General features: G+C 48.2%; 23 protein-coding genes and 2 pseudogenes. 19 read left to right on the forward strand and 6 right to left on the reverse strand.

Going from position 1 to position 26,092, the window contains the following annotated elements:
- The first annotated feature begins 22 nt into the window (after positions 1-22).
- From ACW9JV_RS03335 to ACW9JV_RS03345, 3 genes are all read left to right on the forward strand, one after another.
- Positions 23-1,036: a helix-turn-helix domain-containing protein gene (locus ACW9JV_RS03335; RefSeq protein ID WP_457331340.1), complete on the forward strand. Its 1,014-nt coding sequence runs from the start codon at positions 23-25 to the stop codon at positions 1,034-1,036.
- A 38-nt stretch (positions 1,037-1,074) separates the two neighbouring features.
- Positions 1,075-1,869, forward strand: a complete 795-nt coding sequence (locus ACW9JV_RS03340) for an SDR family NAD(P)-dependent oxidoreductase (RefSeq protein WP_457331342.1) — start codon at positions 1,075-1,077, stop codon at positions 1,867-1,869.
- Between the two features lie 851 nt (positions 1,870-2,720).
- Positions 2,721-3,278, forward strand: coding sequence for a TetR/AcrR family transcriptional regulator (locus ACW9JV_RS03345; protein ID WP_457331344.1), 558 nt, complete (start codon positions 2,721-2,723; stop codon positions 3,276-3,278).
- 380 nt (positions 3,279-3,658) lie between these two features.
- On the opposite strand, the pseudogene ACW9JV_RS03350 reads toward ACW9JV_RS03345, so the two are convergent.
- Positions 3,659-4,794, reverse strand: a pseudogene (locus tag ACW9JV_RS03350) (IS256 family transposase).
- A 384-nt stretch (positions 4,795-5,178) separates the two neighbouring features.
- Between ACW9JV_RS03350 and ACW9JV_RS03355 the strand changes: the two are divergent.
- Positions 5,179-5,343, forward strand: a complete 165-nt coding sequence (locus tag ACW9JV_RS03355) for an MATE family efflux transporter (RefSeq protein ID WP_457334551.1) — start codon at positions 5,179-5,181, stop codon at positions 5,341-5,343.
- Positions 5,344-6,263: 920 nt separating this feature from the next.
- Here ACW9JV_RS03355 and ACW9JV_RS03360 read toward each other — a convergent pair.
- Positions 6,264-7,142 carry a LysR family transcriptional regulator gene (locus ACW9JV_RS03360; protein ID WP_457331346.1) on the reverse strand — a complete coding sequence of 293 codons (879 nt, stop codon included), beginning with the start codon at positions 7,140-7,142 and terminating at the stop codon, positions 6,264-6,266.
- Positions 7,143-7,295: 153 nt separating this feature from the next.
- On the opposite strand from ACW9JV_RS03360, the gene ACW9JV_RS03365 reads away from it, so the two are divergent.
- From ACW9JV_RS03365 to ACW9JV_RS03375, 3 genes are all read left to right on the forward strand, one after another.
- A complete protein-coding gene (locus ACW9JV_RS03365; protein ID WP_457331348.1) occupies positions 7,296-7,637 on the forward strand; it encodes an antibiotic biosynthesis monooxygenase family protein in 342 nt (113 codons plus the stop codon).
- A 128-nt stretch (positions 7,638-7,765) separates the two neighbouring features.
- Complete coding sequence (locus ACW9JV_RS03370; RefSeq protein ID WP_457331350.1) at positions 7,766-8,095, forward strand: NADPH-dependent FMN reductase; 330 nt, start codon at positions 7,766-7,768, stop codon at positions 8,093-8,095.
- Positions 8,096-8,183: 88 nt separating this feature from the next.
- Entirely contained in the window at positions 8,184-9,098 is a 915-nt protein-coding gene (locus ACW9JV_RS03375; RefSeq protein WP_457331352.1) for an NADP-dependent oxidoreductase, read from the forward strand.
- A gap of 120 nt (positions 9,099-9,218) precedes the next feature.
- Here ACW9JV_RS03375 and ACW9JV_RS03380 read toward each other — a convergent pair.
- Positions 9,219-9,866: pseudogene (locus ACW9JV_RS03380) on the reverse strand (MBL fold metallo-hydrolase); the annotation flags it as partial.
- Between the two features lie 118 nt (positions 9,867-9,984).
- Here ACW9JV_RS03380 and ACW9JV_RS03385 point away from each other — a divergent pair.
- The 7 genes from ACW9JV_RS03385 (at position 9,985) to ACW9JV_RS03415 (ending at position 16,461) form a co-directional block, all read left to right on the forward strand.
- Positions 9,985-10,392, forward strand: a complete 408-nt coding sequence (locus ACW9JV_RS03385; protein WP_457331354.1) for an Lrp/AsnC family transcriptional regulator — start codon at positions 9,985-9,987, stop codon at positions 10,390-10,392.
- Between the two features lie 9 nt (positions 10,393-10,401).
- Positions 10,402-10,584 carry an SMR family transporter gene (locus tag ACW9JV_RS03390; RefSeq protein WP_457331356.1) on the forward strand — a complete coding sequence of 61 codons (183 nt, stop codon included), beginning with the start codon at positions 10,402-10,404 and terminating at the stop codon, positions 10,582-10,584.
- Positions 10,585-10,707: 123 nt separating this feature from the next.
- Positions 10,708-11,892 (forward strand): galactokinase, encoded by a 1,185-nt coding sequence (locus ACW9JV_RS03395; RefSeq protein ID WP_457331358.1) that lies wholly within the window; start codon positions 10,708-10,710, stop codon positions 11,890-11,892.
- Complete coding sequence (galE, locus tag ACW9JV_RS03400; RefSeq protein WP_457331360.1) at positions 11,889-12,884, forward strand: UDP-glucose 4-epimerase GalE; 996 nt, start codon at positions 11,889-11,891, stop codon at positions 12,882-12,884. The genes ACW9JV_RS03395 and galE overlap by 4 nt, the downstream gene beginning before the upstream one ends.
- Complete coding sequence (gene galT / locus ACW9JV_RS03405) at positions 12,884-14,407, forward strand: UDP-glucose--hexose-1-phosphate uridylyltransferase (protein ID WP_457334553.1); 1,524 nt, start codon at positions 12,884-12,886, stop codon at positions 14,405-14,407. The genes galE and galT overlap by 1 nt, the downstream gene beginning before the upstream one ends.
- 2 nt (positions 14,408-14,409) lie before the next feature.
- Positions 14,410-15,453, forward strand: coding sequence for an aldose epimerase family protein (locus tag ACW9JV_RS03410; protein ID WP_457331362.1), 1,044 nt, complete (start codon positions 14,410-14,412; stop codon positions 15,451-15,453).
- Positions 15,454-15,468: 15 nt separating this feature from the next.
- The gene (locus tag ACW9JV_RS03415) at positions 15,469-16,461 is read left to right on the forward strand and encodes a LacI family DNA-binding transcriptional regulator (RefSeq protein WP_457331364.1); all 993 of its coding nucleotides are present in this window, start codon (positions 15,469-15,471) and stop codon (positions 16,459-16,461) included.
- Positions 16,462-16,659: 198 nt separating this feature from the next.
- Here the strand turns inward: ACW9JV_RS03415 and ACW9JV_RS03420 are convergent, their stop codons facing one another.
- Positions 16,660-17,355: an aspartate/glutamate racemase family protein gene (locus tag ACW9JV_RS03420; protein ID WP_457331366.1), complete on the reverse strand. Its 696-nt coding sequence runs from the start codon at positions 17,353-17,355 to the stop codon at positions 16,660-16,662.
- A 15-nt stretch (positions 17,356-17,370) separates the two neighbouring features.
- Entirely contained in the window at positions 17,371-18,873 is a 1,503-nt protein-coding gene (gene putP, locus ACW9JV_RS03425) for a sodium/proline symporter PutP (RefSeq protein ID WP_457331368.1), read from the reverse strand.
- 284 nt (positions 18,874-19,157) lie between these two features.
- On the opposite strand from putP, the gene ACW9JV_RS03430 reads away from it, so the two are divergent.
- Positions 19,158-20,099 carry an agmatinase family protein gene (locus ACW9JV_RS03430; protein ID WP_457331370.1) on the forward strand — a complete coding sequence of 314 codons (942 nt, stop codon included), beginning with the start codon at positions 19,158-19,160 and terminating at the stop codon, positions 20,097-20,099.
- Positions 20,100-20,171: 72 nt separating this feature from the next.
- Here the strand turns inward: ACW9JV_RS03430 and ACW9JV_RS03435 are convergent, their stop codons facing one another.
- On the reverse strand, positions 20,172-20,648 hold the full coding sequence (locus ACW9JV_RS03435; RefSeq protein ID WP_457331372.1) for a DinB family protein: 477 nt from the start codon (positions 20,646-20,648) through the stop codon (positions 20,172-20,174).
- 124 nt (positions 20,649-20,772) lie between these two features.
- On the opposite strand from ACW9JV_RS03435, the gene ACW9JV_RS03440 reads away from it, so the two are divergent.
- From ACW9JV_RS03440 to ACW9JV_RS03455, 4 genes are all read left to right on the forward strand, one after another.
- Positions 20,773-21,741 carry a sugar-binding protein gene (locus tag ACW9JV_RS03440; RefSeq protein ID WP_457331374.1) on the forward strand — a complete coding sequence of 323 codons (969 nt, stop codon included), beginning with the start codon at positions 20,773-20,775 and terminating at the stop codon, positions 21,739-21,741.
- Positions 21,738-23,192 carry a sensor histidine kinase gene (locus ACW9JV_RS03445; RefSeq protein WP_457331376.1) on the forward strand — a complete coding sequence of 485 codons (1,455 nt, stop codon included), beginning with the start codon at positions 21,738-21,740 and terminating at the stop codon, positions 23,190-23,192. The genes ACW9JV_RS03440 and ACW9JV_RS03445 overlap by 4 nt, the downstream gene beginning before the upstream one ends.
- Positions 23,189-24,589, forward strand: coding sequence for a response regulator (locus tag ACW9JV_RS03450; protein WP_457331378.1), 1,401 nt, complete (start codon positions 23,189-23,191; stop codon positions 24,587-24,589). Before ACW9JV_RS03445 ends, ACW9JV_RS03450 begins: the two co-directional genes overlap by 4 nt.
- Before the next feature lie 105 nt (positions 24,590-24,694).
- Positions 24,695-26,044 carry an ABC transporter substrate-binding protein gene (locus ACW9JV_RS03455; protein WP_457334555.1) on the forward strand — a complete coding sequence of 450 codons (1,350 nt, stop codon included), beginning with the start codon at positions 24,695-24,697 and terminating at the stop codon, positions 26,042-26,044.
- Positions 26,045-26,092: the final 48 nt, after the last annotated feature.

Here is a 26,092-nt window from a genome sequence, read left to right on the forward strand (position 1 = left end):
AGATGGCTAAGGGGGTTTATAAATGACATCTTATGCTCGTATTAAATTCCCGGCAGGATTTTGGACGGGATTACGTCAACTAGGGATTGCCCCTTATGAAGTGGCCCGAAAAGCGGGACTTCCACTCACTATCATTAATGAACCAATTGTCACCGCCTCCCAATATTTCTCAATTTGGCAGGCGTTTTCCGATATCATAGGTGACACAGCTAAAGGAATCATCAAGCTAACGACCGGCTTCGAAACAGTTCATTTTCCACCAACTGTTTTAGCGGCTTATCACGCTCGTGACTATCGCGACGCACTAACACGCATGGCTCGGTATAAACGGATGTGTCCCCCTGAAAGCTTACTTATCACAGAGAGAGGCGATGAATGTACTATCGAACTGGGATGGTTGTATACGGAGCAGCCGGGTCCGTCTATGTTAGTAGGCATTACGCTTGCGTTTCTTTTAGAGTTAGGACGCCGGGGAGCTGATCAGCCATTGACAGCGAAGTCCGTTGAATTTTCGCATTTAATGGGCGACACTCAGTCGCTTGAAGCTTACTTCGGGTGCCATGTCCAAATCGGTGGAAATAGTAACAAATTGACGCTCCATAGAAGTGACCTTCACCGCCCTTTTGTCTCGTATAACGCGGAATTGCTTGAAATCTTGACTCCCGTTTTGGACCAAACGATAGAAGAGCAGCAACCTGGCAATTCAATTATCGGGATGGTCAAATGGATCATGAAACGCAGCCTGCCAGGAGGACGTTTCAACATCCAGACTGTCGCAGCCGAGTTAGGAATGAGCAATCGTACCTTGCAGCGCCGTCTTCATGATGAAGGGACGAGCTTCAAACATCTGTTAACTCAAGTCCGACAAGAACTGGCACGGGAGTACTTGGCAGATCCTTCGCTCGATATTCGCGAAGTGGCCTTCCTGATTGGTTATGAGGATCAAAACTCGTTCTATCGTGCCTTTCGGCTTTGGGAGGGAGATACGCCCTCAAATTGGCGTACTGAACATTTAGATGTAAACTCGATAAACTGACCTTGTTTTTAACTATAAACGAAAAGGGGAAATGTATTATGGACATGGGACTAACCAACAAAACAGCTTTAGTTACAGGCTCAACAAAAGGTATAGGTAAAGCAATTGCTATTGAGCTTGCAAAAGAAGGTGTTAATGTCCTTATTAATGGCCGAATTTATGAAGAGGTAGAGGGAGTTGTAAATGAAATTAAATCAGATTTTCCTACAACCTCCCCTCAAAATGCTGCAGCCGATATTGTGGATGTTGAACAACGAGAGAATTTATTTGAAAAGTATCCCAATATTGATATTTTAGTTAACAATATGGGTATCTATGAAATCATGCAATATGAGGACGTTGACGATGAAGTATGGGAAAAATACTTCCGTACCAATGTTCTTGCTGCAAATGGTTTATCTAAATTTTATCTACCTGAAATGTTGAACAATGAGTTTGGCCGGATTATCTTCATTGCTAGTGAAGAAGCAGTTATGCCTTCAGGACAAATGCCTCAGTATTGTATGACAAAATCCATGCTTTTATCATTGTCAAAAAGCTTATCCAAATTAACAGCAGGAAAAGATGTTACGGTCAATACGATCATGCCAGGACCAACGCTCTCTGAAAATGTGCATCAAATCATTGAAGGGATGTACGATAATAAAGATATGACTTTTTCAGGGAAAGAGAAGGAATTTATGACTGCAAACCTACCTCAGTCTGAGATACAAAGGTTTATCAGACCTACAGAAATAGGGAGGCTGACTACATTTGTCTGCAGCCCTTATGCATCGGCATTTAAAGGGTCCCCAATCCGTATGGATGGTGGACTGGTACCGACTATCTTTTAACGCTCTTCAGAAAAACTTGAGAACGCGTTACACTGGAAGGAACGAACAACCTGTGTTCGGATTCGCACGGAATGTCGTCAATCTGCATAGGATTCTTAAGTATACATGCGTTAGAGGAACCAACAAGCACATTTTAATGTGGAGACCTTTATTTTTTTTTACTTGTGAAGAACAGAGAAACCGCGTTACGGATGTGAGATGGCGTTGCCAGAAACTACTGTTCCGTAGTACGGTCATACTTCTCTTGAATCATACCCTGCAGGAGATGCGAAAGATGCCGGTATGCCGGTTTTGGTACATGAAGAGATACATTTATTTGGTCTAAGAAATTGTCGATAGATGATGACTGTGCTAGAGAAGACATATGACAGAACCCCTCTGTGTGTACATGTTTGTTGGCGCATACATCGCATGAGCAGATTTAGAGGTTCTGTCTTTTTATGAACATAAATGGTATTTTTTTCCATGTATTATACAACGTTAGAGGAATATTATAGAGGCGGTCCAGCAATCAGAAATCAGGATCTGGAGTGTGAGAATATAATAGCACAAAATGGTTGCAGAATAGCAACAATAGGTAAAACTTGTTCTCCAGATTACTTCAATAACGTGAACAATCATTAGGCCATTCTTTTAATATGAATTCCAAACCAAGCCCCATACTAAAGCGCGGGTACTGTAAGCCGGAGAAACGGTGGCACGGAAGTATATTCGTGGTGTCCCAAATAGAGGGTTCAGCAGCATCGGAAAATTAACGCATACTATAGAAAGAGAACGTTTGACTAAAGAGCGGTAAGTTGATAATCTTTAGTAAATAGACTGTTCTATCTAATAAAGGAGAGGCGCAAATAATGAGCCGGTCTGCTAAAAAAGACAAATTACTGGAAACAGCGGAACGACTATTTTATGAACATGGATTCCGCGGTGTCGGTTTAAAGCAGATTATCAGTGAAGCGGATGTCGCAACGATGACATTGTATAATCATTTTTCATCCAAAGACAATTTGATTGAAGAAGTGCTTAAACAGCGTGAAGAACGCTACTGGTCGTATTTGGATTCTTATATAGAAATGAATTCGGAGTCCCCTTTTATTCGAGCTGTGCAAGCTCATGGTCTTTTCTTAAAAGAACAATCCTACAAAGGATGCATGTTCCTGCGGGCGATCGAAGATTACGCAGGGACGGATAATGAGATAGAAAGTATTGCGAGGGGCCATAAATTCAAACTGCTTCAATATTTTCAGCAGCTTGCGGAAAAAAAAGGGAAAACCAACGAACGGGACTTAGCCAATCAACTCACACTGCTCCTCGAGGGAACAACGTCGATGACGACATTGATCGGGGCAGAAAGAGCGACCGAATATTCCGTTGCCATGGCCAAAACCCTTCTCACCCAGCACACGTCATAGCCCGCGTTTATCAGCAACCCGAAAGGAAGGCATAGTGTCCACAGGACGTCGTCTTGTGGACACTATATCATTAAAACCAGTCAAGTCCATAATCTTGTGTAAAATACAATCTACCGTTTTTAACGCTTAGTTAAAAAGCTGTATCAGAAACAGCCAAAACGTTTTACGCTGCGATGGTGGGCATGCGCTGCAGGCGGACGCTTTCCGCGGGCAGCGCCTCAGCTTCTTCATACGGGCGGCCGCCCGTATGAAGTGATCTTCGGCTGCTGCTCTTCCCGCTGGAGTCGCCGCCTTCCGCTCCTGCCCTCAGGGCTGAATGCTCTTATCATAGAGAAGGGGCTGTAGGCTGTATCTTTTGATACAGGGCTGAGTTATGGAGATCACAGTTTATCAATCAGCCGCCGTTTTTTATGATAGATGCCCTTGTAATCTATCAAAACAGCGCCCAATAAACGAAATGCCGATTGGCTGTTGGGAAAAATACGGATGACCCGTTCCCGGCGGCGGAGTTCCTGGTTCAACCGTTCCAGCGAATTGGTGCTTCGAATATAGACATGGTATTTCAGCGGCTCGTTCATATACTGAAGGGCGTCGTCAAAGCCGTCTTCCAGCTTATTAATCACGGTTTGAAGGTTAGGATGATCGTCATACTGCTTCACAAAGGCTTCTTTCAGCTGCCTTGCTTTCTCCGGTGTGTCGACATCGAAGATGTGCTTGAGTTCGTTTTTCCCTTCCCCTATATTTTTCTTCGGCAAGTCCTGAATAAGATTCTTTTTAAAATGAACGGTACAGCGCTGCCAGGAGGTTCCAATGAATGCTTTCTGGACCGCTTTTTTCAATCCGGGATGGGCATCAGAGATGATAAGGCGTGGGGTCTGCAGGCCCTGTCCTTTCAGCTCCTGAAAGAACGCTTCCCAGGCTTCATAACTTTCCTCGTGATTGACTTTCATCCCCAGTATTTCGCGTTTGTGCTCCTCATTGATAGCGGTAGCGATATAGACCGCTTTGGATACCACCTTGCGGTGTTCCCGTACCTTGATATACATGGCATCAACGAAAATATAAGGATAATATGCTGTGTTCAATGGACGGTCCGCCCATTGTCGCACGACAGGATCCAATTTCTCCGTCAGGGTGGAAACAAACGACTTGGATACGGTTTCGCCGCGCATCTGACGTACGACGTTGTTCACTTTCCGTGTGGACACGCCTTGAACCACCATCTCCAGCATGGTCAACGTGAAAGCCTGGTCACACCGCTGATATTTCTCAAAAACCGTAGGAGCTGCAGCGATCCGATATGGGTCACCAGCTCTCGTTCATAGTAGCCGTTCCGGAAATCCTGTCGATGATCCGACCGTTCGTAGGGCGACACGTTTAAATGCTGATCCCGCTCTTTTTCCATATACTCATTCAAGATCAGAACGATAGAGGCCTTGATCACGGATTCCAAATCGGAACTCATTACCTTCTCTTTTAGGTCGTCCAGATTTAGGTTAAGCTGTAAGTGGGACATGTTCCATTTCTCCTTTACAAGTTTTTAGTGGTGTTAAAAACATTGTAGACGAAATGAAATGTCCCATCTCTTTTTACACAATTATATGGACTTTATCTTAAAACCGGGCGATAGTAGTTTCGATCGGATGGTCTGGAACCACTGTGCGCCTGTGATAGAGTCCCAGTGTCACCTGGAACATCGTTTGTAGATACTAAAAGCTCTTATGAGGACATCCAGTGCCACATCTCTGTCAGCACTACTTTCTTTCTATTAAAACGAATAAGCCTCTTCATCGTCAGGTACGTAAACATGGGAATCTATGCCTTTTTCCTGCACGAAGATTTTTAATGCTTTCCTCCCTCGCTAAAATTTTCCCATGAAAACTTTAAACTGTTCTTCAATATTACTGCCCGATATAGCTATGGGGCAAAGCATTCTCAACGGTTAAAAGATACAATCATGCTTGGATTAAAAGTGGCAACCATCATTTCATTGATTATTTTTGCTGTCATAATTATATTTCCAAGCACTATTATCCATATCTTCAGTTGGATGAAACGACCCTAGAGAAAGGGTCATGGACTATCAGAATCATATTTGCAGTAAGCTTCTTAATGGGGATTCAAATCATTAGCAGCGGAATTTATCAGGCCCTTGGTTTTGCTCGCAAGGCTCTTATCCTGTCAATGGCACGACAAGTGTTATTTTTAATCCCTTTGGTGTTATTATTACCGAACTTTTTCGGGATTCTTGGGGTTTGGTTGGACTTCCGTCTGCTGATTTTCTTGCATTTGTCTGTCAATCTTTTTTCTCTATAAAGACCAGAAGCAATTAATTTGGAACTAAGGGAAAACATTTTTTAAACGCTTTTAAAGCGGTTTAACCGTTTTAAATATATTAAGGCAACCTTTTGTGTTGCCGAGAGCTTAAAGTAGGACGTTTGGGCGCGTGGGACTCGATCCCGTCCGCAATATTGCCACCTATATTCGACATCTTATGATGTCAAAAACAAAAACAGGAAGACTTGGCTGATGAGATGTACCAAATAGGGGCTAAACGTTCCTACTCATGGTTTTTGGATAAGGCTCATAAATTAAAGGATGCCGCAGAAAGGAACCCATTTAAACAAAATTTATATCAGAGCCATCTTGTCAGCCTGCGTATGTAGCTTATTACGAACCGGTAATCAGTTTTTAGTGCTTTATTCAAATTACATTCCCCTTTTAAGAAGTGATTTAATTGGCTCTAAATTATTCTGTTACTAACAACTATATTTACCACAAATAACAAATACTCTTTACTGAAACATTTATATTATTTATTATTCAAATGATTATGAAGTTATAATGAACCACGAGGACGGTTCTACCGTTTCTTTCCTACTTTTAATAGAGATTGCTTTTTCAATCTCCTATAATTATCTAAAAATGAAACACGAGAACTGTCCCTTTGTTTCACCGTGTCACAACAAATGTTAAAAAGTATAATCACTCCTGCATTTCGGCAAAATAATGAACAACAAAATCCCGAAACTTTTGTGCTGCCTTAGATAGGTAACGCTTTTCATGCCATGCCAATCGAAAAGTACGTTGACAGGCGGGTTGGTCAATATGAAGCCGAACAATCGATGATTCTTCACCCCCCTTACACACTCCTACAAAAGCAACGCCAACCCCAGATTGTACAAGACTTTCTATAGCGCTTCCTTCGTCAACCTCACAGATGACATTTGGGATAAATCCTACCTTTCGACAAAAATCGTTATTCATTTTCTGAAATAGGTTATCTTGTTTATAGCCAATGAAAGGTTCATTGGCTACCTCACTCAGACTAATACTATGCTGTTTCGCCAATCGATGTCCTGCTGGTACAGCAAGAAAGACTTCAACGTTTAGGACAGGTAATTCACGAATTCCCGTCCGCTCGATAGGCATGGCAGTAAAACCAAAATCAATCTCTCCCAAATCAATCAATTGAGCCATTTCCTCCATAGATGCCTGATTGAGACGAAAATTAATATCCGGGTGGGAAGAAAGAAAAGCTTCTAAAGGCTCCGAAAGGCGGTTCAGGTTAGAAGTTGCCAAATAAATGCTGCCGTTTTGCATTCCCGCAAGATCGTTGACTTCTTTTCGCCCTTCTTCCAGTGTCTTTAACGCTGTTTCCGTCTTTTCTAGAAATGCTTTTCCGAAGGTATTCAGTTGTATTTCCCTTCCCTTTCGATCGAATAATGGTACCCCTAAATCCTCTTCCAACCGAGCGATAGTTTTACTAAGAGCCGGCTGAGCGACACGGAGTTCTTCTGCAGCTTTTGACATATGTCCTAACCTAGCAACTGTTCTAAAATAATGTAATTGCAATAATTCCATATGTATCACCCTATTATTGATATATCTGAAAGAATGAATTATATAAAAAAATATATATTAGTATTTATTAAAAATCAATTTTAAAATAACGGTATGCAAGACAATGCTATCAACGTCGTTAATTGTTATAAATTATTGAAAGGAGAAGTGAAAATGCCCAATATAAATGAAAATCAGCTTTTCACAGTGATGGCTGTATTTAAAGTCGATCCACAACAACAGCAAGAATTGATTGATGGGCTCGCGGATCAAGTTGATAAGCACATTAAGAATTGCACTGGATTCATTTCAGCGAGCTTCCATGCGAGTCACGACGGGAGGAAAGTCGTAAACTACGCTCAATGGCTTTCGAAAGATGCCTGGAAGGAAAGTTCCCACTCCCCATATAGTGAAATCGCAAAGACTGAGATCGAAGGCGTTATTAAAAGCTGTGGAGCCAAAAGTGTGTCGGGAGAAAGCTTTAGTTTTCGCGTAGCTCGAGTGGTTGATAAATGACTTTTCTGTGGAGCTTATAGACCTTAAAGACTGGAACTTACCAATGTTAGATTTTTCGAAGCCACCGATTATGGGAAATTACAAAGACTCTTTGCAACAACAGTGGGCAAATAAAATAGCTTAAGGCGATGGCTATTTACAAGCCCAGAGTACAATCACGGGTATACACCTGTCCTGAAAAATGCTACTACCTCTATGGGGAATGGAGTCATAACCCGGCAAGCTTCATTACGTATGGCGGCGCAGGTGGAGCTCGCGGTATCGAACAATTACGGCTTGTATTAATTGAACTCACTATTGTGCCATTGCGCGAGGCTTTGCACATATCGAATTTTGGATATAAATTCGAAGACGGATACTTTATAGGTGATAAAAATGATGTCAATCAGTTAGGCAGAGTGTTAGAAGATATTTTATGGTGGGGCAGCGCTTTGAAAGAAGCAAGAAAAACTTTGTAATCAAGGAATTACAGGAGATATTTCATTATGCTTAGTTCGAGATCAATTGGTTAAACGAGCCATAGTTAAACGGAAGGAGAGATGTTTCATGAGAGCAGCAGCATTTTCGTCGTATGGCACGCCGGATGTTTTTCGTATAATGGAGTTTGAAGATCCTCAGGCAGGTCCAGGTGAGGTAAGGGTCCGTATCAAAGCTGCGGGTGTTCTGCCTTTTGACCGCAGGATACGCAAAGGCTGGACGCCACCTGGCATGTCAATGCGTTTTCCGATCATACCCGGAAACGAATTTGCGGGCATCATTGATCAAGTTGGTGAAGATGTTCATAACTTTTCCGTTGGCGACCAGGTGCTTGGCTTTACCGTACTGAAATCCTACGCCGAATACTTGGTGGTCAGTCCCGATCAGATTGTGAATAAGCCATCGAACATGCCATGGGAAGTTGCGGGTAGCCTTTCGGGAAATGGCCAAGGGGCACACATGGCTTTGGAAGCAATTGGTGTAAGAGACGACGATACGGTTTTGATCCACGCCGCTGCCGGCGGGTTGGGCACTTTCGCGACTCAATTGGCTCGGGTAAGAGGAGCAAGCACTGTTATTGGTACCGCAAGCAAAAGCAATCATGATTATCTCCGCTCACTTGGCGTGATCCCGGTTATTTACGGAGAGGGTCTTGTGGATAGACTCCGCGAGATTGCCCCTGAAGGTGTGGACTGTGCTTTAGATGCAGCAGGACCGGATGCCTTAAGGGCATCTATTAAGCTTGTCAAGGATAAGAAGCGCATCCGGACGATGGTGTCTTCTGATCTTGCCCAAGAGCTTGGTATCCTTTCCTCATTCGGGGCACGGTCCACTGCACGGATTGCAGAACTCGTCGATCTTTATGCCCAAGGAAAATTGCAAATCCACATCAGGGAGGAGTTTCCCTTACATCAAGCCGCAGATGCACATAGGGAGATTGAGAACGGACATGGCCGTGGAAAAGTTGTCATTACAGTCGATTAATACCTGCTTAAGAATCGAATTAGCATTCTTCTTGATATACTTTCACAAAATATGCGCTACCATATAAGTAAAAAAGTAGTGAATACTTGTAACAGATCTACATGTTTGATATTAAGAACCTTTCCGGGATAATGTCCAGTGGTTGACAGCCTCCATGTGGACAGAAATAATGTAGGCATCAGGAGCAGCTTTGTGCACTTCATAGATGTCCTCTTTGCCCATGACAAGAGATCCGCCTTCGTTAAACTGATTGTCGCCGCCGTTGACAACAATGATGTCCGGCTGATGCATGGTGATCTCTTCTTTGACGTAGTCATTCCAGACGGTATATCCGGCGACATACAATGTTTGTTCGTCCGGATGGTTTTTCACGATATCCCCCCGTCCATGTTCCCCTTCGGTTTTTGCGAGCTGAATGTCTTCGAACGAAGAATCCTTCTGAGGAACGTGAACCTGAGTGAACCCTTCATGTCGTATGCTTTCTGCGTCTTCTTCGCTTTGGGAGAACAACGGGATGTCTTTTGGCAGTGCATCGATGGCTGCCTGATCCCAGTGGTCCGGGTGAAGATGGGTGACGAAGACAGCGTCGACATCGATGATGTTTTCCACCGACACGGGGAGTTCAACTAAAGGATTGTTTTCATTTTCACGAGGGGCGTTCTGGAAAGCAGGCTGGGCTCCTTTTTCGGATAAAAATGGATCGACAAGAAACGTTTTCCCTGCATATTCAATGATGAGGGTGGCGTTGCGGATAAGTTGTATATTTATTGTGGAACACTCCTTACACAGAATCTACATTCAGTGTACGCGATAGTACAGTGGCAGATACAGGGATGATATCAAGTTATACATGGGTTTTACTTGAAAAATGAAAGGAGAGGCAGCCATGCTGGATGATACGGACAGGCACATACTGAAAGAGCTTTCCCGGAACAGCCGCATCACCATGAAAGAACTGGGGAAGAAAGTCCATCTGACCGGTCAGGCTGCCTCGGACAGAGTGGTGAAATTAGAAGATGAAGGTGTCATTGAAGGATATACAGTCCATCTGAATGAGGACAAACTGGGATATGGTGTCCATGCGTTTATTCATATCATCATCCCAACCTCTCACCAGCCTTATCTTTCGTTCATCAAAACGCAGGAACCTTATGTCCTGAACAATTATAGAATCAGCGGTGACGGCTGCTATCTTCTGGAATGCCGGTTTCCGGCCACTGGAACTCTGGATCAATTTCTGGAACAATTACAGGGCTATGCGAACTATAAAGTATCGATTGTTATTAATACGTAGAAAAAGGAAATGCTGGAGATAACCACATCCTATGCGGTTTGGTCCGGGGTGACAATCGCTGCCGCCACTCTTATCGGTATCGCCTTTTTTCGTGAAACAACCGCGTTTGCGAAAGATATCGTGCATTGTACTCATAATTATTGGGGTGCTGCTTCTTCATCTGTAAAGCTGAAAGGGACAATCTCTGGGTAGAACAGGGATTGTTTTTTTATGGAAGGAAGGTCATTTTAGTAAAATTAATAAAAATTTTACTTGAAATTTTACCGATGCCGGCTTTATGATAAAAGAAAGAATGATAGGAGAGGACGGGAAGGGATGCAGGTCAGTGATTTGAAAAAAACGTTCACGAAACATTTCGGAGAAAGGGATTGCCGGATGTTTTTTGCGCCGGGCCGTATTAACTTGATCGGAGAGCATACGGACTATAACGGCGGATATGTATTTCCGTGTGCCATTACAAAAGGGACTTATGCCCTGGCCTGCCGGCGCAAAGACAGAACGATACGCCTCTATTCGGAAAACATGCCGGAAACAGGCGTCATAGAGATGAATCTGGACAGCCTGGAATACAGGGAGGAAGACGGCTGGGCGAATTACCCGAAAGGCATGATCCTGGAGCTGATTGATACCGGTTACAAGATAGAAGCGGGCGTAGATGTGCTGTATTACGGGAATATTCCGAGCGGAGCGGGTTTGTCATCATCGGCTTCCATCGAACTGGTAACCGGAGTGATGATGGAGCATCTGTTTGACCTGGCCATCGACCGGGTGGAACTGGTGAAGATCGGACAGAAAGTGGAAAATGAATTCATCGGGGTGAACAGTGGTATTATGGACCAGTTTGCCATCGGCATGGGCAGGAGGGATCATGGTATTCTGCTCGACTGCCGTACGCTTCTCCATGAATATGCGCCGCTGCATCTTGAGCATTACAGCCTGATGATCATGAATACGAATAAAGAACGTACGCTCGCGTCGTCAGAATACAATAAACGGCGGAGGGAATGTGAAGCAGCATTGGAGGAGCTGAAGGAGTATGCCGACATCGAAACCCTTGGTGAACTGGAGCCTGGAGAGTTTGAAGAATGGAAAAACTATTTGACGGATCCGGTAAAAGCACGCCGTGCCGCCCATGCTGTCTATGAAAATCACAGGACGAAACAGGCACTGCGAAAACTGAAAGACGGAGATCTCCACGGTTTCGGTGCGCTGATGAATGCATCGCACGTGTCGCTGAGGGATGATTATGAAGTGACCGGTGTCGAGCTCGACACACTCGCGAAAGCAGCCTGGGAACAGGAAGGTGTCATCGGTGCCCGGATGACAGGAGCTGGTTTCGGCGGCTGTGCCATCGCACTCGTGGAAGCTGAAAAAGTGGAATCGTTCCGCATGAATGTTGCAGAACAATATGAATGTGTCATTGGATACGCGCCGTCCATTTACGAAGCAAAAGCGGGGGACGGGGCGAAACCATTACAGGGAGAGGTTGTGATAGAGTGAGTATACTTGTTGCCGGAGGAGCCGGGTATATAGGATCCCATGCTGTTCATCAGCTGCTCGACCAGGGAAAGCAGCCGGTGGTGGTGGATAATCTGCAGACCGGTCACAAAGAATCCCTGCCAAAAGGGGCGGTATTTTATGAAGGAGATATCCGTGACAGGGAATTCATGCGGAGTGTGTTCCGCCGCAAAAAAATAAAACAGGTGCTCATGTTCGCCGCTCATTCCATTGTCAGTGAATCCGTCGAACAGCCGCTTGCCTATTATGACAACAATATGTTCGGCACCCAGGTTCTTCTGGAAATGATGGCGGAATTCGGCGTCCGTGATATCGTGTTTTCTTCCACGGCTGCTGTATACGGAGAACCGGAAGATGTCCCGGTCACAGAAGACGCACCGCTGCATCCCCGGAATCCGTACGGCGAAACGAAACGCGGCATGGAGAACATGATCAAATGGGCCGGCGCCGCTCACGGCATCCGCTATGTATCCCTCCGCTATTTTAATGTGGCCGGCGCGCGGCAGAGCGGAAGGGTCGGGGAAGACCACCGCCCCGAAACCCATCTTGTGCCGATTATTCTGCAGACCGCGCTCGGACAGCGGGATACCGTTACGATATTCGGCCATGATTATCCGACAAGAGACGGGACGTGCATTCGTGATTACGTTCATGTGGAAGATTTAATCAGTGCGCATCTGCTGGCTCTCGATTATCTGAAAAAAGGCGGGGAGAGCGATGTATTCAACCTCGGAAGCAGTGAAGGATTCTCCGTAAAAGAAATGATAGACGCGGCGGAAAAAGTCACCGGAAGCAGTATTCCGGTACAGCACGGCGAGCGGAGAGCGGGGGACCCTTCCCGGCTGATTGCATCGTCGGAAAAAGCGCAGGACGTTCTCGGCTGGAATCCGGTACGGACGAAAGTGGAAAGTGTCATCCGGGATGCATGGAACTGGCACCGGAAAAATCCACACGGGTATGGAGGACATTCATGATGACTGTCGAAAAAGTATGTGCATGGGTCGAATCTCTCGTACAGCAGGCCGGAAACGCCGGTTTGATTGCTTCTGAAGACCGGGTCTACTGCCGCAACCAGCTGCTCTTCCGGCTCGGCATCGATGATTTCGGTCCGGACCCTTCAGCATGGGTGCAGGAAGACATTCCGGATATTCTCGAAAAAATCAGTGATGCAGCGGTGACGCTCGGTGTCATCGGTACGATGACAGAAGAAAAGGAGCAGCTGCAGGCATCTCTGATGAACGTCTTTATGCCCCATCCATCTGTCGTGAACCACCGCTTCTATGAAAAATACGAAAAAGATCCGGCAGCTGCCACTGATTATTTTTATATGGTAAGCCGCTGCTCGAATTATATCCAGACGAAGCGCACGGCGGAAAATATTCATTACCAGGTGGATTCCGGATACGGTACGATGGATATCACCATTAATCTTTCCAAGCCGGAAAAAGATCCGAAAGAGATTGAAAAGGAGAAAAAGCTGAAAAAAGACGCCTCTTATCCACGTTGTGTGCTCTGCATGGAAAACGAAGGATACGGTGGCAGGATCGGGCATCCCGCCCGTTCCAACCACCGGCTCATCCGGGTGCCGCTCGAGGGCGAACGCTGGTATCTGCAGTATTCCCCTTACGTCTATTACCCGGAACACTGTATTCTTTTATCCGAAGAGCACCGCGACATGAACATAAATCGGCATGCGTTTCAGCGCATTCTGGCGTTTGTGGAGAAGTATCCCCACTATTTCATGGGCTCGAATGCGGATCTCCCGATTGTCGGCGGTTCCATTCTGGCCCATGATCACTATCAGGGCGGCCGTTATGAGTTTGCGCTGGCGAAAGCGCCGGACGATTTTTCCTTTTCCCTCGATGCATTTCCGGAGGTGAAAGCCTCCATTGTGGAGTGGCCGATGACGGTGCTGCGGCTCCGGGCGGACGAACCGTCGTTTCTCATAAGCGCCTCCGCCCACATTCTGAACGTATGGAAAACCTATAATGACCCGGGCCGGCAGATTTTCTCCCATTCCGGAGAGACCCCTCATCACACGATCACACCGATTGCCCGCCGGAGGGGGAAGCAGTTTGAAATGGATCTTGTCCTCCGCAGCAACCGCACAGACGACGAGCATCCCATGGGAATTTTTCACCCCCATGAAGAAGTGCATCATATCAAGAAAGAAAACATCGGCCTGATTGAAGTGATGGGCCTGGCTGTACTCCCGAAACGTCTGGCAGAGGAACTGAAGGAAGTGGAACAGTATCTGCTCGGCAGAAAGGAAACCGTTGCAGAGAAACATCTGCCCTGGGCGCAGGAGCTGAAAGCCGCGTATGCCCCGGTGAAGGATGACACAGAGGCAGAAGCTGTGGTGCAGAAAGAAACCGGGCGCAAATTTCTGCAGGTGCTTGAGCATGCCGGGGTGTTTAAGCGGACCAGCGACGGGAGGCGCGGTCTTCGTGCGCTGCTGCAGACAATCAATGAAACGAAAAGGCAGGAGGAACGCTGACGATGATAAAAGAAAAAACAATCGATCACTGGGACGGCAGCCCGCTTGTCCAGATCACCCTTGAGAATGAACAGGGGATGCGGGCGGAAATACTGAACTTCGGCTGCCGTCTCCGTGGACTCTATGTACCGGATAAAGAAGGACGGCTGGAGAATGTTGTACTTGCTTACAACGATCCGGCGGATTACAAGGAAGATGAAGTCTATCTCGGCGCGGTCGCCGGACGCGTGGCAGGCAGAATCCCTTACGGACGTCTGGAATTAAATGACTACATCCATCATTTATCCCTGAATGAGGGGGATCATCACCTGCACGGTGGATTCATAGGATTCAGCCACCGTTTCTGGGAGTATCAGATGGAAGAGAAAGAGGGAGACAGTGCGGTTTCCTTTTCCCTTTTGAGTGAAGACGGGGAGGAAGGCTATCCCGGCACGGTGGAAGTAACAGTGACGTATACGCTCGATCAGGAAGGACGTCTCTCCATAGAATACGAAGCCGTACCGGATAAGACGACCTGGATGAGTCTGACCAACCATGCGTATTTTAATTTAAGCGGGGATCAGAAACGAAGCCTGGACTCGCATACGATCCAGGTTCCGGTGGAATGTGTTTTTGAACTTGATGATAAACTGATCCCTACCGGCACGCTCGTCCCGGTGGAAGGGACACCGTTTGATGTCCGCAGGGAAACGAATTTTTCCGACGTGTTCCGCGTGGATCATCCACAGCTTGATAAGGCAGAAGGCGGTTTTGACCATTTTTTCGTGTTTGAAGAAAACGCAGAGCCGGTCATTTATCTTACGGAAGAAGAAAGCGGACGGACAATGAAGGTGGAGACAACGGAACCGGGGGCGGTTGTGTACACCGGCAATAAAATCAAAGACTCCCTTGAGCTGGAACATGGACGGGGCGAGCCGTATGCGGGCGTATGCCTGGAAACCGAACGGCTGCCGGAAGCGTTCCGCGAACTCGGCCGCCCGACCTGTCTGGTGGAAGCGGGAGAGACATACAAAGCCGTCACTACGTTTTCGTTCCGTACAGGCTGAAAAGGAGATCCGTCTATGGCTACCATCAAAGATATCGCAGAAAAAGCCGGCGTCTCCCTTGCCACCGTTTCCAGGGTGTTGAATTACGACGAGTCGTTGTCCGTGACAGAATCGACGAAAAAAAAGATTTTTGAAGCGGCCGAAGAACTGGACTATAAAAAAGGGAAACGAAAAGCTCCCGCACCCGTCTCGGTGGCCGTGGTGCACTGGTATACCGAACAGGAAGAGCTCGAAGATCTGTATTACATGTCGATACGGCTCGGGGTGGAGAAGCGCTGTCAAAGCAGAGATATTCAATTTGTGAAGTACGTTTACGATGATTTTATTAATCGGGATACGGCCGGAACCGACGGTATTATCGCGGTCGGGAAGTTCAGCCGGCAACAGGCGCAGACGCTGACAGCCATTTCTCCCGCTGTCGTATTTGTCGATTCTTCCCCGGACAGTGAGACCTATGATGCCGTGACGGCCAATTTCGAGAAAGCAACGGAAAAGGTGCTGCAGCACTTTCTCGAAAAGGGACATGAAAGGATCGGCTATATCGGGGGAAGAGAAACATACCGTCTTGAAAACGAGCCGCTGGAAGATACCAGGGAGAGAACGTTTCAATCTTTTCTGAAGGAGCGGGATCTGTACGATCCAACGCTTTGCTATGCAGGGAAATTCACCGTCGGGTCGGGCCGTGAGCTGATGGACAGGCTGCTCGCCGATCATGAAAAAAAGCTGCCGGATGCTGTGTTTACCGCCAACGATACGATAGCGGTCGGATGCCTGCAGGTGCTTCATGAACAAGGAGTCCGGGTGCCGGAAGAGATGAGCCTGATCAGCGTGAACGATGTCAGCATTTCGAAGTACCTGTATCCTCCGCTCAGCACGGTGAAAGTCTATACCGAACAAATGGGGGAGAGCGCGGTTGATCTTCTCCTTGAACAGCTCCGTGGAGAGAGGACGGCCGCGAAAAAAGTGGAGATCGCTACCTCCCTGATCCTACGTGGCAGCAGCCGCTGAAGTTGGATGATGTTTTGGACCGTCCGGAATAGAAAATGTCCACCAAATCGATTTGGTGGACATTTTTTTGCGGGGATCGGAGAAAGTGTCCAGTAGTTTTATGTTATGGACAATTTCTCCCTGCATTTTATTTAAGTGTCTCGTATCTAGAGGTTATGGACTGTCCGGTTCAGAAGATGTCCATAAAAAAGGGATCCTTTAGTCTTGCTTCAGTGCCATGTGTGCTATTTCCTGCACATGCAGGCTGGTGCTGTCGAAGAGGGGGAGAGGACTGTCTTCCTGCTTAAGAAGAATGGAGAATTCCGTGCAGCCAAGCACCACCCCTTCCGCTCCACGCTCCCGCAGCCCCTCGAGAATCTGAACCGCCGCCCGGCGGGAAGCGGAATATGCCTTACTAAAGCAGAGTTCCTCAAAAATCTGCCGGTGCAGCTCCTGCTGTTCGGTTTCTTCCGGGACGATGACGCGGATGCCGTACTGCTCGAGACGGTTCCGGTACCAGGCTCCCTGCATCGTATGTGTCGTACCGATGAGACCGGTTGTCTGCACACCGGCTTCCTGCAGAGCACGGGCGGTCGCATCGGCAATGTGAAGGAAAGGGAGCGGTACGGCATTGGTGACATAGGAAGCGGCAGCATGAACGGTGTTGCTGGAGATGGCTGTCATCTCCGCACCGCCCTGTTCGAGAGACCGCGCGGCAGCGGCGAGACGCTTTCCGATTGTCTCCCAGTCTCTCTCCTCCTGAGCCTGCACGATGGGCTGAAAGTCTACACTTTCCAAAAGAATCGAGGCGGAATGCATACCGCCGAGCCGCCGGTTGATTTCTTCATTCAATTGTTCATAATAATGAAGGGTCGACTGCCAGCTCATTCCGCCGATTAATCCAATCTTTTTCATGACATCCCCTCTTTCCTACATGTTTTTCACTTGTTCAAACTCGTCTGTCACTTCCCTGGACGGCTTACTGCCAAGCAGGCTGATGACGACAATGGCAAGGGAAGCGAGCAGAAAGCCGGGTACGATTTCGTAAAGGTCGGAACCGGTAAATCCCCAGAGCAGCACGGTACTTCCGCCGAGGATGATGGAGGTGACAACCGCCGGCATTGTCGTGCGTTTCCAGAACAGGGAAAACAGGAGTCCCGGACCAAACGCCGCTCCGAATCCGGCCCATGCATACGATACGAGCTCCAGCACCGTGCTGTTCTCATTGAAGGCGAGAATAAAGGCGATCAAAAGTATAATAAAGACAGCCGCGCGGCTCGCCCATACGAGTTCTTTCTGGGAGGCATTCTTACGGATAAACACCCGGTAAAAATCTTCAATCAGGGCACTGGATGACACGAGCAGCTGCGAGTCGATCGTACTCATAATCGCAGATAGCACCGCGGCCAGAAGCATACCGGCAATCCATGGATTGAATGCCAGCTGTACGAGTTCAATAAAGACCTGTTCCGGGTCATTCAGCGGGTTCTCCGGGCCGAAATAGGCAATGCCGACCGTACCGACAAGAAGCGAACCGTACAACGGAAGTACAAGCCCGCAAATGATCGCAATCAGGCGCGATTTTGGAATGTCTTTGACGCTCCGGATTGCCATGAAACGCATCAGAATGTGGGGCTGGCCGAAATATCCAAGTCCCCAGGCAAGTGATGAAATGACCGCAATGAAAGATATCGATCCGGCGCTTTCCCAGAAGATATTGTCTTCATAGCTGAACTCCACGGTTTCGCCTACGGAGAGCAGAGACGGGTTAATCTGTCCGAGTGCGGAAAGCACTTCCCCAAAGCCGCCCATCTGCTGGATCGCAATGATCGGTGTAATGAGCAGGGCGAGAAACATGAGAAATCCTTGGATGAAGTCCGTCCAGCTTACCGCGATAAAGCCTCCGAGAAACGTATACCCGAAGATAATGACGGCACCGATGGTAAGAGCAACGGTGTAATCGAATCCGAACGTGGTTTCAAACAGTTTTCCGCCGGCGACCAGGCCGGAAGACGTGTAAAACATAAAGAAAATAACGATAAAGACGGCGGATACGACACGAATCAGATGCGAGTGATCCCGGAAGCGGTTCTCGAAAAATTCCGAGATCGTGATCGAATCCCCGGCATAATAAGTATAATTACGAAGTCTTTTGGCGACATAATGCCAGTTAAAAGCAGCGCCGACCGCCAGTCCGATCGCAATAAAAAGACTTCCCTCACTCATGCTTGATGCGTAAGCCACGCCCGGAAGGCCGAGCAGCAGCCAGCCGCTGAAGTCACTCGCCTGTGCTGAAAACGCAGTAACCCAGCTGTTCAGGTTGCGTCCGCCGAGAACGTAGTCGGACATGGAATGGGTCATGCGGTAGGTGATAATACCGACCGTGAGAAGCAGTACAAGGTATAAGCCGAACGTGATATAGACCGGGCTCATGTCTTCGTTCCTCCTTTTTCTTTCACATAAGAAACGACTGCCCAAACAGCAAGCAGGGGCATAGGGAAAAAGATCCAGAACCAGGTCCAGAACGTAAAGGTTTCCATCTTTTATTCCTCCTTTGATTTGAAACACCGGCAGATCCGAATGAAAGCCGCCGGAGTGTGTGTTCTATCGTAAAGAAATCGTATGAGGACGTCAATATACCGTTAGAATACCGCATTTGCACGACAGGTATGAATCGGCTACACTAAAATGGCATGAGATTGGAAAGGAGTCTGAATATGACGATCGAATACGTTTACGGCAATACGCCTTGTTTTTTACATAGCCGCAAAGTAACGAATGCTGACGAAGTCGACGCTGTTGTTTACGGAGTGCCGTGGGAAGGCGGCGTGACATGGGGGGATTACACGAGCTGTGAACTCGGGCCGAAATCGATGCGTCTTGCGTCCGGCAGGTATTCTGGATTTCTTCCGGAACTTGATTTTATGGACGTATTTGAACACCTGGCACTAGGAGATGCCGGGGATGTGACGATTAACTGGAACGATCCGGAAGAGACGATGGAGCGGATTACCGATTTTACGAAAAACCACCTGTGGAGCACCAATGCCTTCCCGATCGGACTCGGCGGGGATCACAGCATTACGTACCCGGTTATTAAAGGTCTCGTGGAAGAGCAGGGCAAAAAGGTCGGTATTATCCACCTCGATGCCCATTACGACAATATGCCTTCTCACGGCAATGATAAATATGCGCGTAATACCCCATTTGCCCGCCTCTACGAATTGGACGGCGTCCGTAACGCCAGCCTGATCCATTCCGGCATTCACGGGCCGCGCAATAAACCGGAAGCCGGCCGCTACGCCAAAGACGCCGGTGCGGTGACGATCACGTCCCGGGACATCCGCGAAGCGGGGAGCATCTATGATATGGCCGAGGAGATTTACAGCAAAGCGTCAACGGATGTGGATGTCGTGTATCTCTCCATCTGCAGCGACGTTCTCGACACGGCCTTTAACCCCGGGGGACCGCCGGACGCCAACGGTCTCACATCCTATGAATTACTGACACTCATTCATGAATTCGGGAAAAAAGGCCTTGCCGGCATGGATTTTGTGGAAGTCTACCCGGAAACGGACGTGAACCAATTCTCCGCCCACCTCGCTTCCAATATTGTACTGTACGTGCTGGCCGGAGAAGCCAGACGAAGACAGGGATAACGAATAAATGAAAAAACTGTCCTATAAAGGTAGGGCAGTTTTTTTATGGGAAGGCAGAGAGAAGTGGCAGGTTTACCACGTCTGTCCACCGGAAGGCGGCGGCCAGGTTCCGGTCATACGTCGCAGCTGGGCGGCCTGAGCTCCGTGGTAACTGTTATGGGTGATCAAGTCCATGATCAATTCACCGCGCGTCGTTCCGCTCTCATCAAACCCGGTCTCCTCTGGATCCTTTCCGGCTTCACGCTCTGCCTCCTTCAGCCCGTCCCGGAACCGCTGGAGCGTCCTGTTCCATTCCTCACTGCTTTCCGGCACAGAGGAGTCTGGAAACGTATCGCGGTTATGCTGCGGGTTAGCCGGATACTGTTTATCCAGCACCTGCAGCAGGTAGTCCTGCCACCACGTGACGTGAAAAAGAATGTCCCATACGGAATGGGGGCTGTTTTCGGGCTGCTCTCCTGCATTTCTCCAGTCCAGTCCTTCAAAGATTTCCGGCGGTGCGACATGTGCCGATCTCCCGTATAACCCCTGTATCAAAAATGATGAATTCACGTGTATACCTCCTTTCCCTCCTACACTATAAATGATTGAATCCAGTATACAGGAAATGGCCGAGAAGGAAAACGCCTGGGGATTGTCGAAAAAAGACACACGATAGAAAAAGGGGGAAAACAGCATGAACCGGGGGAAAAAAGCGGTGCTGTATGGGGGAGGAAGTTTTGTATTTGGGCTCTGCTTTTTATTGATGCTCTATTACGGAAAAGAAACGTTTTATGTAGAGGGGACGGAAACCGAATCTCCCGCCTTTGATTACCACGTTGTTCTGCTCACCGAAGAAACCGGCAATGAGTACTGGCGGATGATTGAAAAGCATGCAGAACAGACGGCGGCAGAACACGACATGTATCTCGAAAGCATCGGTCCGGAAAAGGCGGACCGCGAAGAAGTGCTCCGTACACTGGATCGGATGATCGCAGCGGAAGTGGACGGCATTCTGACCCAGGGTCTCCCCGGCCCGAGATTCCGTGACCTCGTCGCGAAGGCGGAAGAAAAAAGAATTCCGGTACTTACCGTCGACAGCGACCGGCCCGACAGCGAAAGGAGCGCTTATATCGGGACGGATAATTATTTATCGGGGCGGCTGGCCGGGGAAGAACTGCTTCGTGCAACCGAGGGAAAACAGTATGTCGGAATTATTACCGGGAATCTGGAATCCCTGAATCAGCAGGAGCGAATCCAGGGATTTGAAGACGCGGTGGCAGGCCGCGAACGGGTGGAGGTTGTTGACGTTCGTGAATCCAATATATCCGAAGTGGGAGCGGCGCAGGCAGCTTATGCGATGATGAAGCAGCATTCGAGGATCAATGCGCTGTTCGGCACAAGTGCTCTTGATGGGATCGGGATGGTGCAGGGCGTGGAAGATATCACCTTGTGGGATCAACCGTATATGCTGGCCTTTGACATCCTCCCGGAAACCATGACGCTGCTGGAAGAAGGCAGGTTGGATGCGACCATCGCCCAGTATCCGGAACAGATGGGACAACAGGGAGTCGAAACGATGCTGGAGGTGCTCGAAAACGGCAGTGTCGAACCGCTTCAGCACACCAAAACAGAGGTTATCCGACAGAAGGGGGAATCTCCGTGAAAAAGGTTTTCTCTTCTATACGCGGGAAACTGCTGCTGTGTTTTTTTGTTTTCATTGTATTATTCAATGTTGTATCTGTATCGATCTACATCAGTTCGAGCCGCCTGATGGATGAATATAATACGAGTTTTGAGCGCTTTCTTATATTTAACTCCGTCTCTCAGCAGGCGGATGCCCTGTATGAGAATACAAATGCTTACGTCCGGGATCCGTCACAGGAGAACCTGAATGCCTATTACCAAGGGCGTGCTGAACTGCAGGAAGAGGCCTCCAGACTGAAAGAAAACCAGGGGACAGAAGGGGAGGTTCAGGCGGAGAATTACCGGAATCTGATCGAATCCCTCATTCAAAACAGTGAAATCACCGTCGGTTTTGTGCTGCAGGATGATATTGAACGCTATACTGCCTACCTCCAGGAAACGAGGAATACAGCGTCCTACATTCAGGAGAATACGCTGAAACTGATCGATCTTGAGTTAACAGAATATCAGCAGCTTTATGCAGACCTGCAGCAGCGAAACGAAGCCTTCCGTTTGTTCACCGTCTTTCTGTTTATTACTACGGTTATGACTGCCGTTTTTTTCGCTCTCTGGTTCGCTGCCGGACTGAACCGGCCGTTGCAGCAGCTTTCCGCAGCGGCGGCGGAAGTGTCGAGAGGTAATTTTGAAGGGGAACCGGTGCGCATCCAATCCAATGATGAAATGAAACTGCTCGGCGATACATTTAATCAGATGCGCCGGGATATAAACACATACGTGGAAGAAATGAAAGAGAAAGCGGAGATGGACCGGCTGATGAAAGAACTGGAACTGAAACATCTGCAGAATCAGATCAATCCGCATTTTCTCTTTAATACATTGAACACTGTTTCAAAATCCGCCTATCTCGAACAAGCCGAGAGTACATCGCAGCTGATGGATTCGGTATCGGTGCTGCTCCGCTATAACCTGGGTGATATCGAGAAATCGGTCACTTTGAAGGATGAAGTGAATGTCGTAGAGAGCTATTTTCATATTCAGGAGACCCGTTTTCAGGGACGGGTGGAGTTCCACCTGGAACTTGATGAGAATGCGCTTCCTCTCCAGGTTCCCCGGCTGTTTCTGCAGCCTCTCGTGGAGAATGCCTTTATTCATGGTGTGGAGCCGCTGGAAGAAGGCGGGACGATTACGGTCCGGGTAGCAGACAAACCGGAACAGGTCATTGTCGACGTGGTGGATGACGGAATCGGAATGACACCGGATCAGCTTCGTCATCTTTTTGATCCGGATGCCCCGGAGGAGAGCCACGTCGGTCATTCCACCGGGCTGGGACTGGCTAATGTCCGCAGGCGCCTGCAGTTGTTTTACCGGATGGAACATGTGATGGATATTATGTCCGAGCCGGACAGCGGGACCCGGATCCGGCTCTATCTTCCTAAAACTCCAGGGACGGGGAAAGGAGAAGAAACATGAACGTGATCATTGCCGAGGATGAAATGCTGGAACGCAAAGCAATGCGTAAGTTTCTGGAGGAGCATTTTCCATCGATTAAAGTTGCTGCTGAAGCGGTGAACGGCAGAACGGCGGTGGAACTTGCACTCGAACATGAACCCGAGATCGTCCTTATGGATATTAAAATGCCGGGAATGGATGGAATGGAGGCGGTGGCTCGTATACAAAACCGGCTCCCGGCCACGCGTTTTATCATGGTGACCGCTTATGACTCGTTTGATTATGCTAAACAGGCGATGAAACTCGGGGTGAAAGAATATATTTTAAAGCCGGGCAGAAAGGAAGAGACGGTGGAAGCCATCGGGCGGGTGATCGAAGGCATCGAAGAAGAAAGACAGCACCACAGGCAGGAACAGCATAATCTAAAGCTTGCCAAACAGCTGCTGCTGTCCTGTATCATCCATGATACCCCGGGAAAAAATGAAATGCTTTACGATCTTTATCCCCGGCCGGTTTCCGCTTTTTTTCTGGTCGTGGAAACAGAACATAATGAGACGTTTTCTCTCTCTGATATCGAACTGAAGGAATGGACAACAGACGATGTCATTGTGAATCAGGAGCAGGGGCGGCAGATTATCGTGCTCTGCGTGAGCAGCAGTCAGTCTTCAGAGGAACCGAAACGTCTTGCGAAACGGATCCGCCGGGAGCGGGGGCAGCACCTTCTGATCGGGACAGGCAGAGTGGCCGAAACAGAAGAAAGCCTCTCCCACTCCTACGTGGAAGCACTCGTGGATCTCCAGAAAAAGAAAGGAACACACCGTTTTGCCGGCGGTGACAGTCAGCACCTTCTCGAACACATCCGGGAAGCGGTGGAGGAAGCGGATATCCAGAAGGCGATGCCGTATCTTCTCCATCTGCTGGAATCGGAGGAACGAGACATAAGACTCGAAGAACTGTATTACAGTATGAAACAGATTCTGGATGCGCGGCGCATCAAAGGGCCGGAAAAACAGCCTGACGGCATGGAGACAGAAGAAGACTGGTATGCATTGATTCAGGATACCTGCATGAAAATCCGGCAGTACTATCATTCTCTCGATAAGATGGAGCGGACCAGACAGTGGATTGACGAGCATCTGAATGCTCCGTTGACATTGGAAGAAGCGGCCGGTCATGCCGGGTTGAGTGCTTCTTATTTCTCCCAGTTATTCAAAGAGGCAGCAGGAGAAAATCTCACCGATTATGTCACCCGCAGAAGGCTGCAGAAAGCTGTAGACTTATTAAAAGACCAGGCTTACAGTTTAAAAGAAATCAGTTATATGGTCGGATACAAAGACCCGAACTATTTCAGCCGCGTGTTTAAAAAATACTATCACCTATCTCCCAAACAGTATCAGAAAACAATCTTAAAAAATTGAAGAAATTCATAAAAATGTACAGATTATTTTTCTTATATGGGCAGGCAGGGACCTATTATAATGTTATATGAAAGCGATGTCATATATTCGCAGAAAAGGGGGAGAATCATGAAAAACGTTTTGGGATGGATCAGCATGCTGGTCTTGATACTGGGGATCGCTGCCTGCGGCGCCGATAATTCGGGGAGCGAAGAAAGCGGCGGTGATTCCGGAGGAGAAGAGACAGGGGAATCCGGTGAAAGCGGCGGCAGTGAAGAGGCCGCCGGCGGAGAAAGTTCGTCGGATGCAGATCTTGAAATTTTCAGCTGGTGGACCGGGGCCGGGGAAGAAGCAGGCCTGAATGCACTCATTGACCTGTTTGAAGAGGAACATCCGGACATTTCGGTGGAAAACGCAGCGGTGGCCGGCGGTGCCGGTACGAATGCCAAAGCGGTGCTGGCTACGAGAATGCAGGGAAATGATCCGCCTTCGACTTTCCAGGTTCATGCCGGAGAGGAGCTGAACCAAAGCTGGGTAGCTGCGGATAAAATGGAACCGCTGAACGATTTTTATGAGGAAGAGGGCCTGATGGATAAATTTCCGGAAGAGCTGATCGACATGGTCAGCCAGGACGGCAATATTTATTCTGTTCCGGTCAATATCCACCGCGGTAATGTCATGTTTTACAACATGAGCGTGTTTGAAGAAAACGGCATCGAGCCGCCATCCACGTTTGATGAATTTATGGAGGCAGCCGATGAACTGCAGGCAGCCGGCGTGACGCCGCTGGCGCTCGGTGACAAAGAAGCCTGGACAGCAACGCAGATTTTTGAAAATGTGCTGCTTGGTGTACTCGGTCCGGAAGATTATCAGGCACTCTGGGACGGCGATATCGCGTTTGATGATGAACGCGTCGTGGAAGCAGCGGAGACGTTCAAACAGATGCTCGGTTATGTCAATGAAGACCACGCCTCCCGGAACTGGCAGGATTCCGCCCAGCTTGTCAGCGAAGGTGAAGCAGCCATGATCAACATGGGAGACTGGGCAAAAGGGTACTTCAGTAATGATCTCGAGATGGAAGTGAATGAAGACTTCGGCTACTTTGCCTTCCCGGAAACGGAAGGAGACTTCATGGTTATTTCTGATACCTTCGGACTGCCGAGCGGCGTGGAAAATGAAGATCAGGTCAAAGAATTTCTGTCGCTGCTTGGATCAGTGGAAGGGCAGGATACCTTCAATCCACTGAAAGGTTCCATCCCGGCACGGGTGGACGCCGATGAAAGCAAATACGACGAGTACGGTACCGATACGATTGAGGATTTCCGCGAAGCAAGTCTCGCACCGAGCCTTGCGCATGGATCGGCTGCATCGGAAGGATATCTGACAAAAGCCAATCAGGCGGTAAACATCTTTGTCACCCAGGGCGATACCGAACGCCTTCTGGAATCTCTTAAAACAGCCCGTTCCGAAGAATAGGGAATGAAACAGGGAGTTGTATCTAAAGAAGAGCTGTACCTTTTGGTG

This window comes from Salibacterium sp. K-3, from assembly GCF_054052005.1.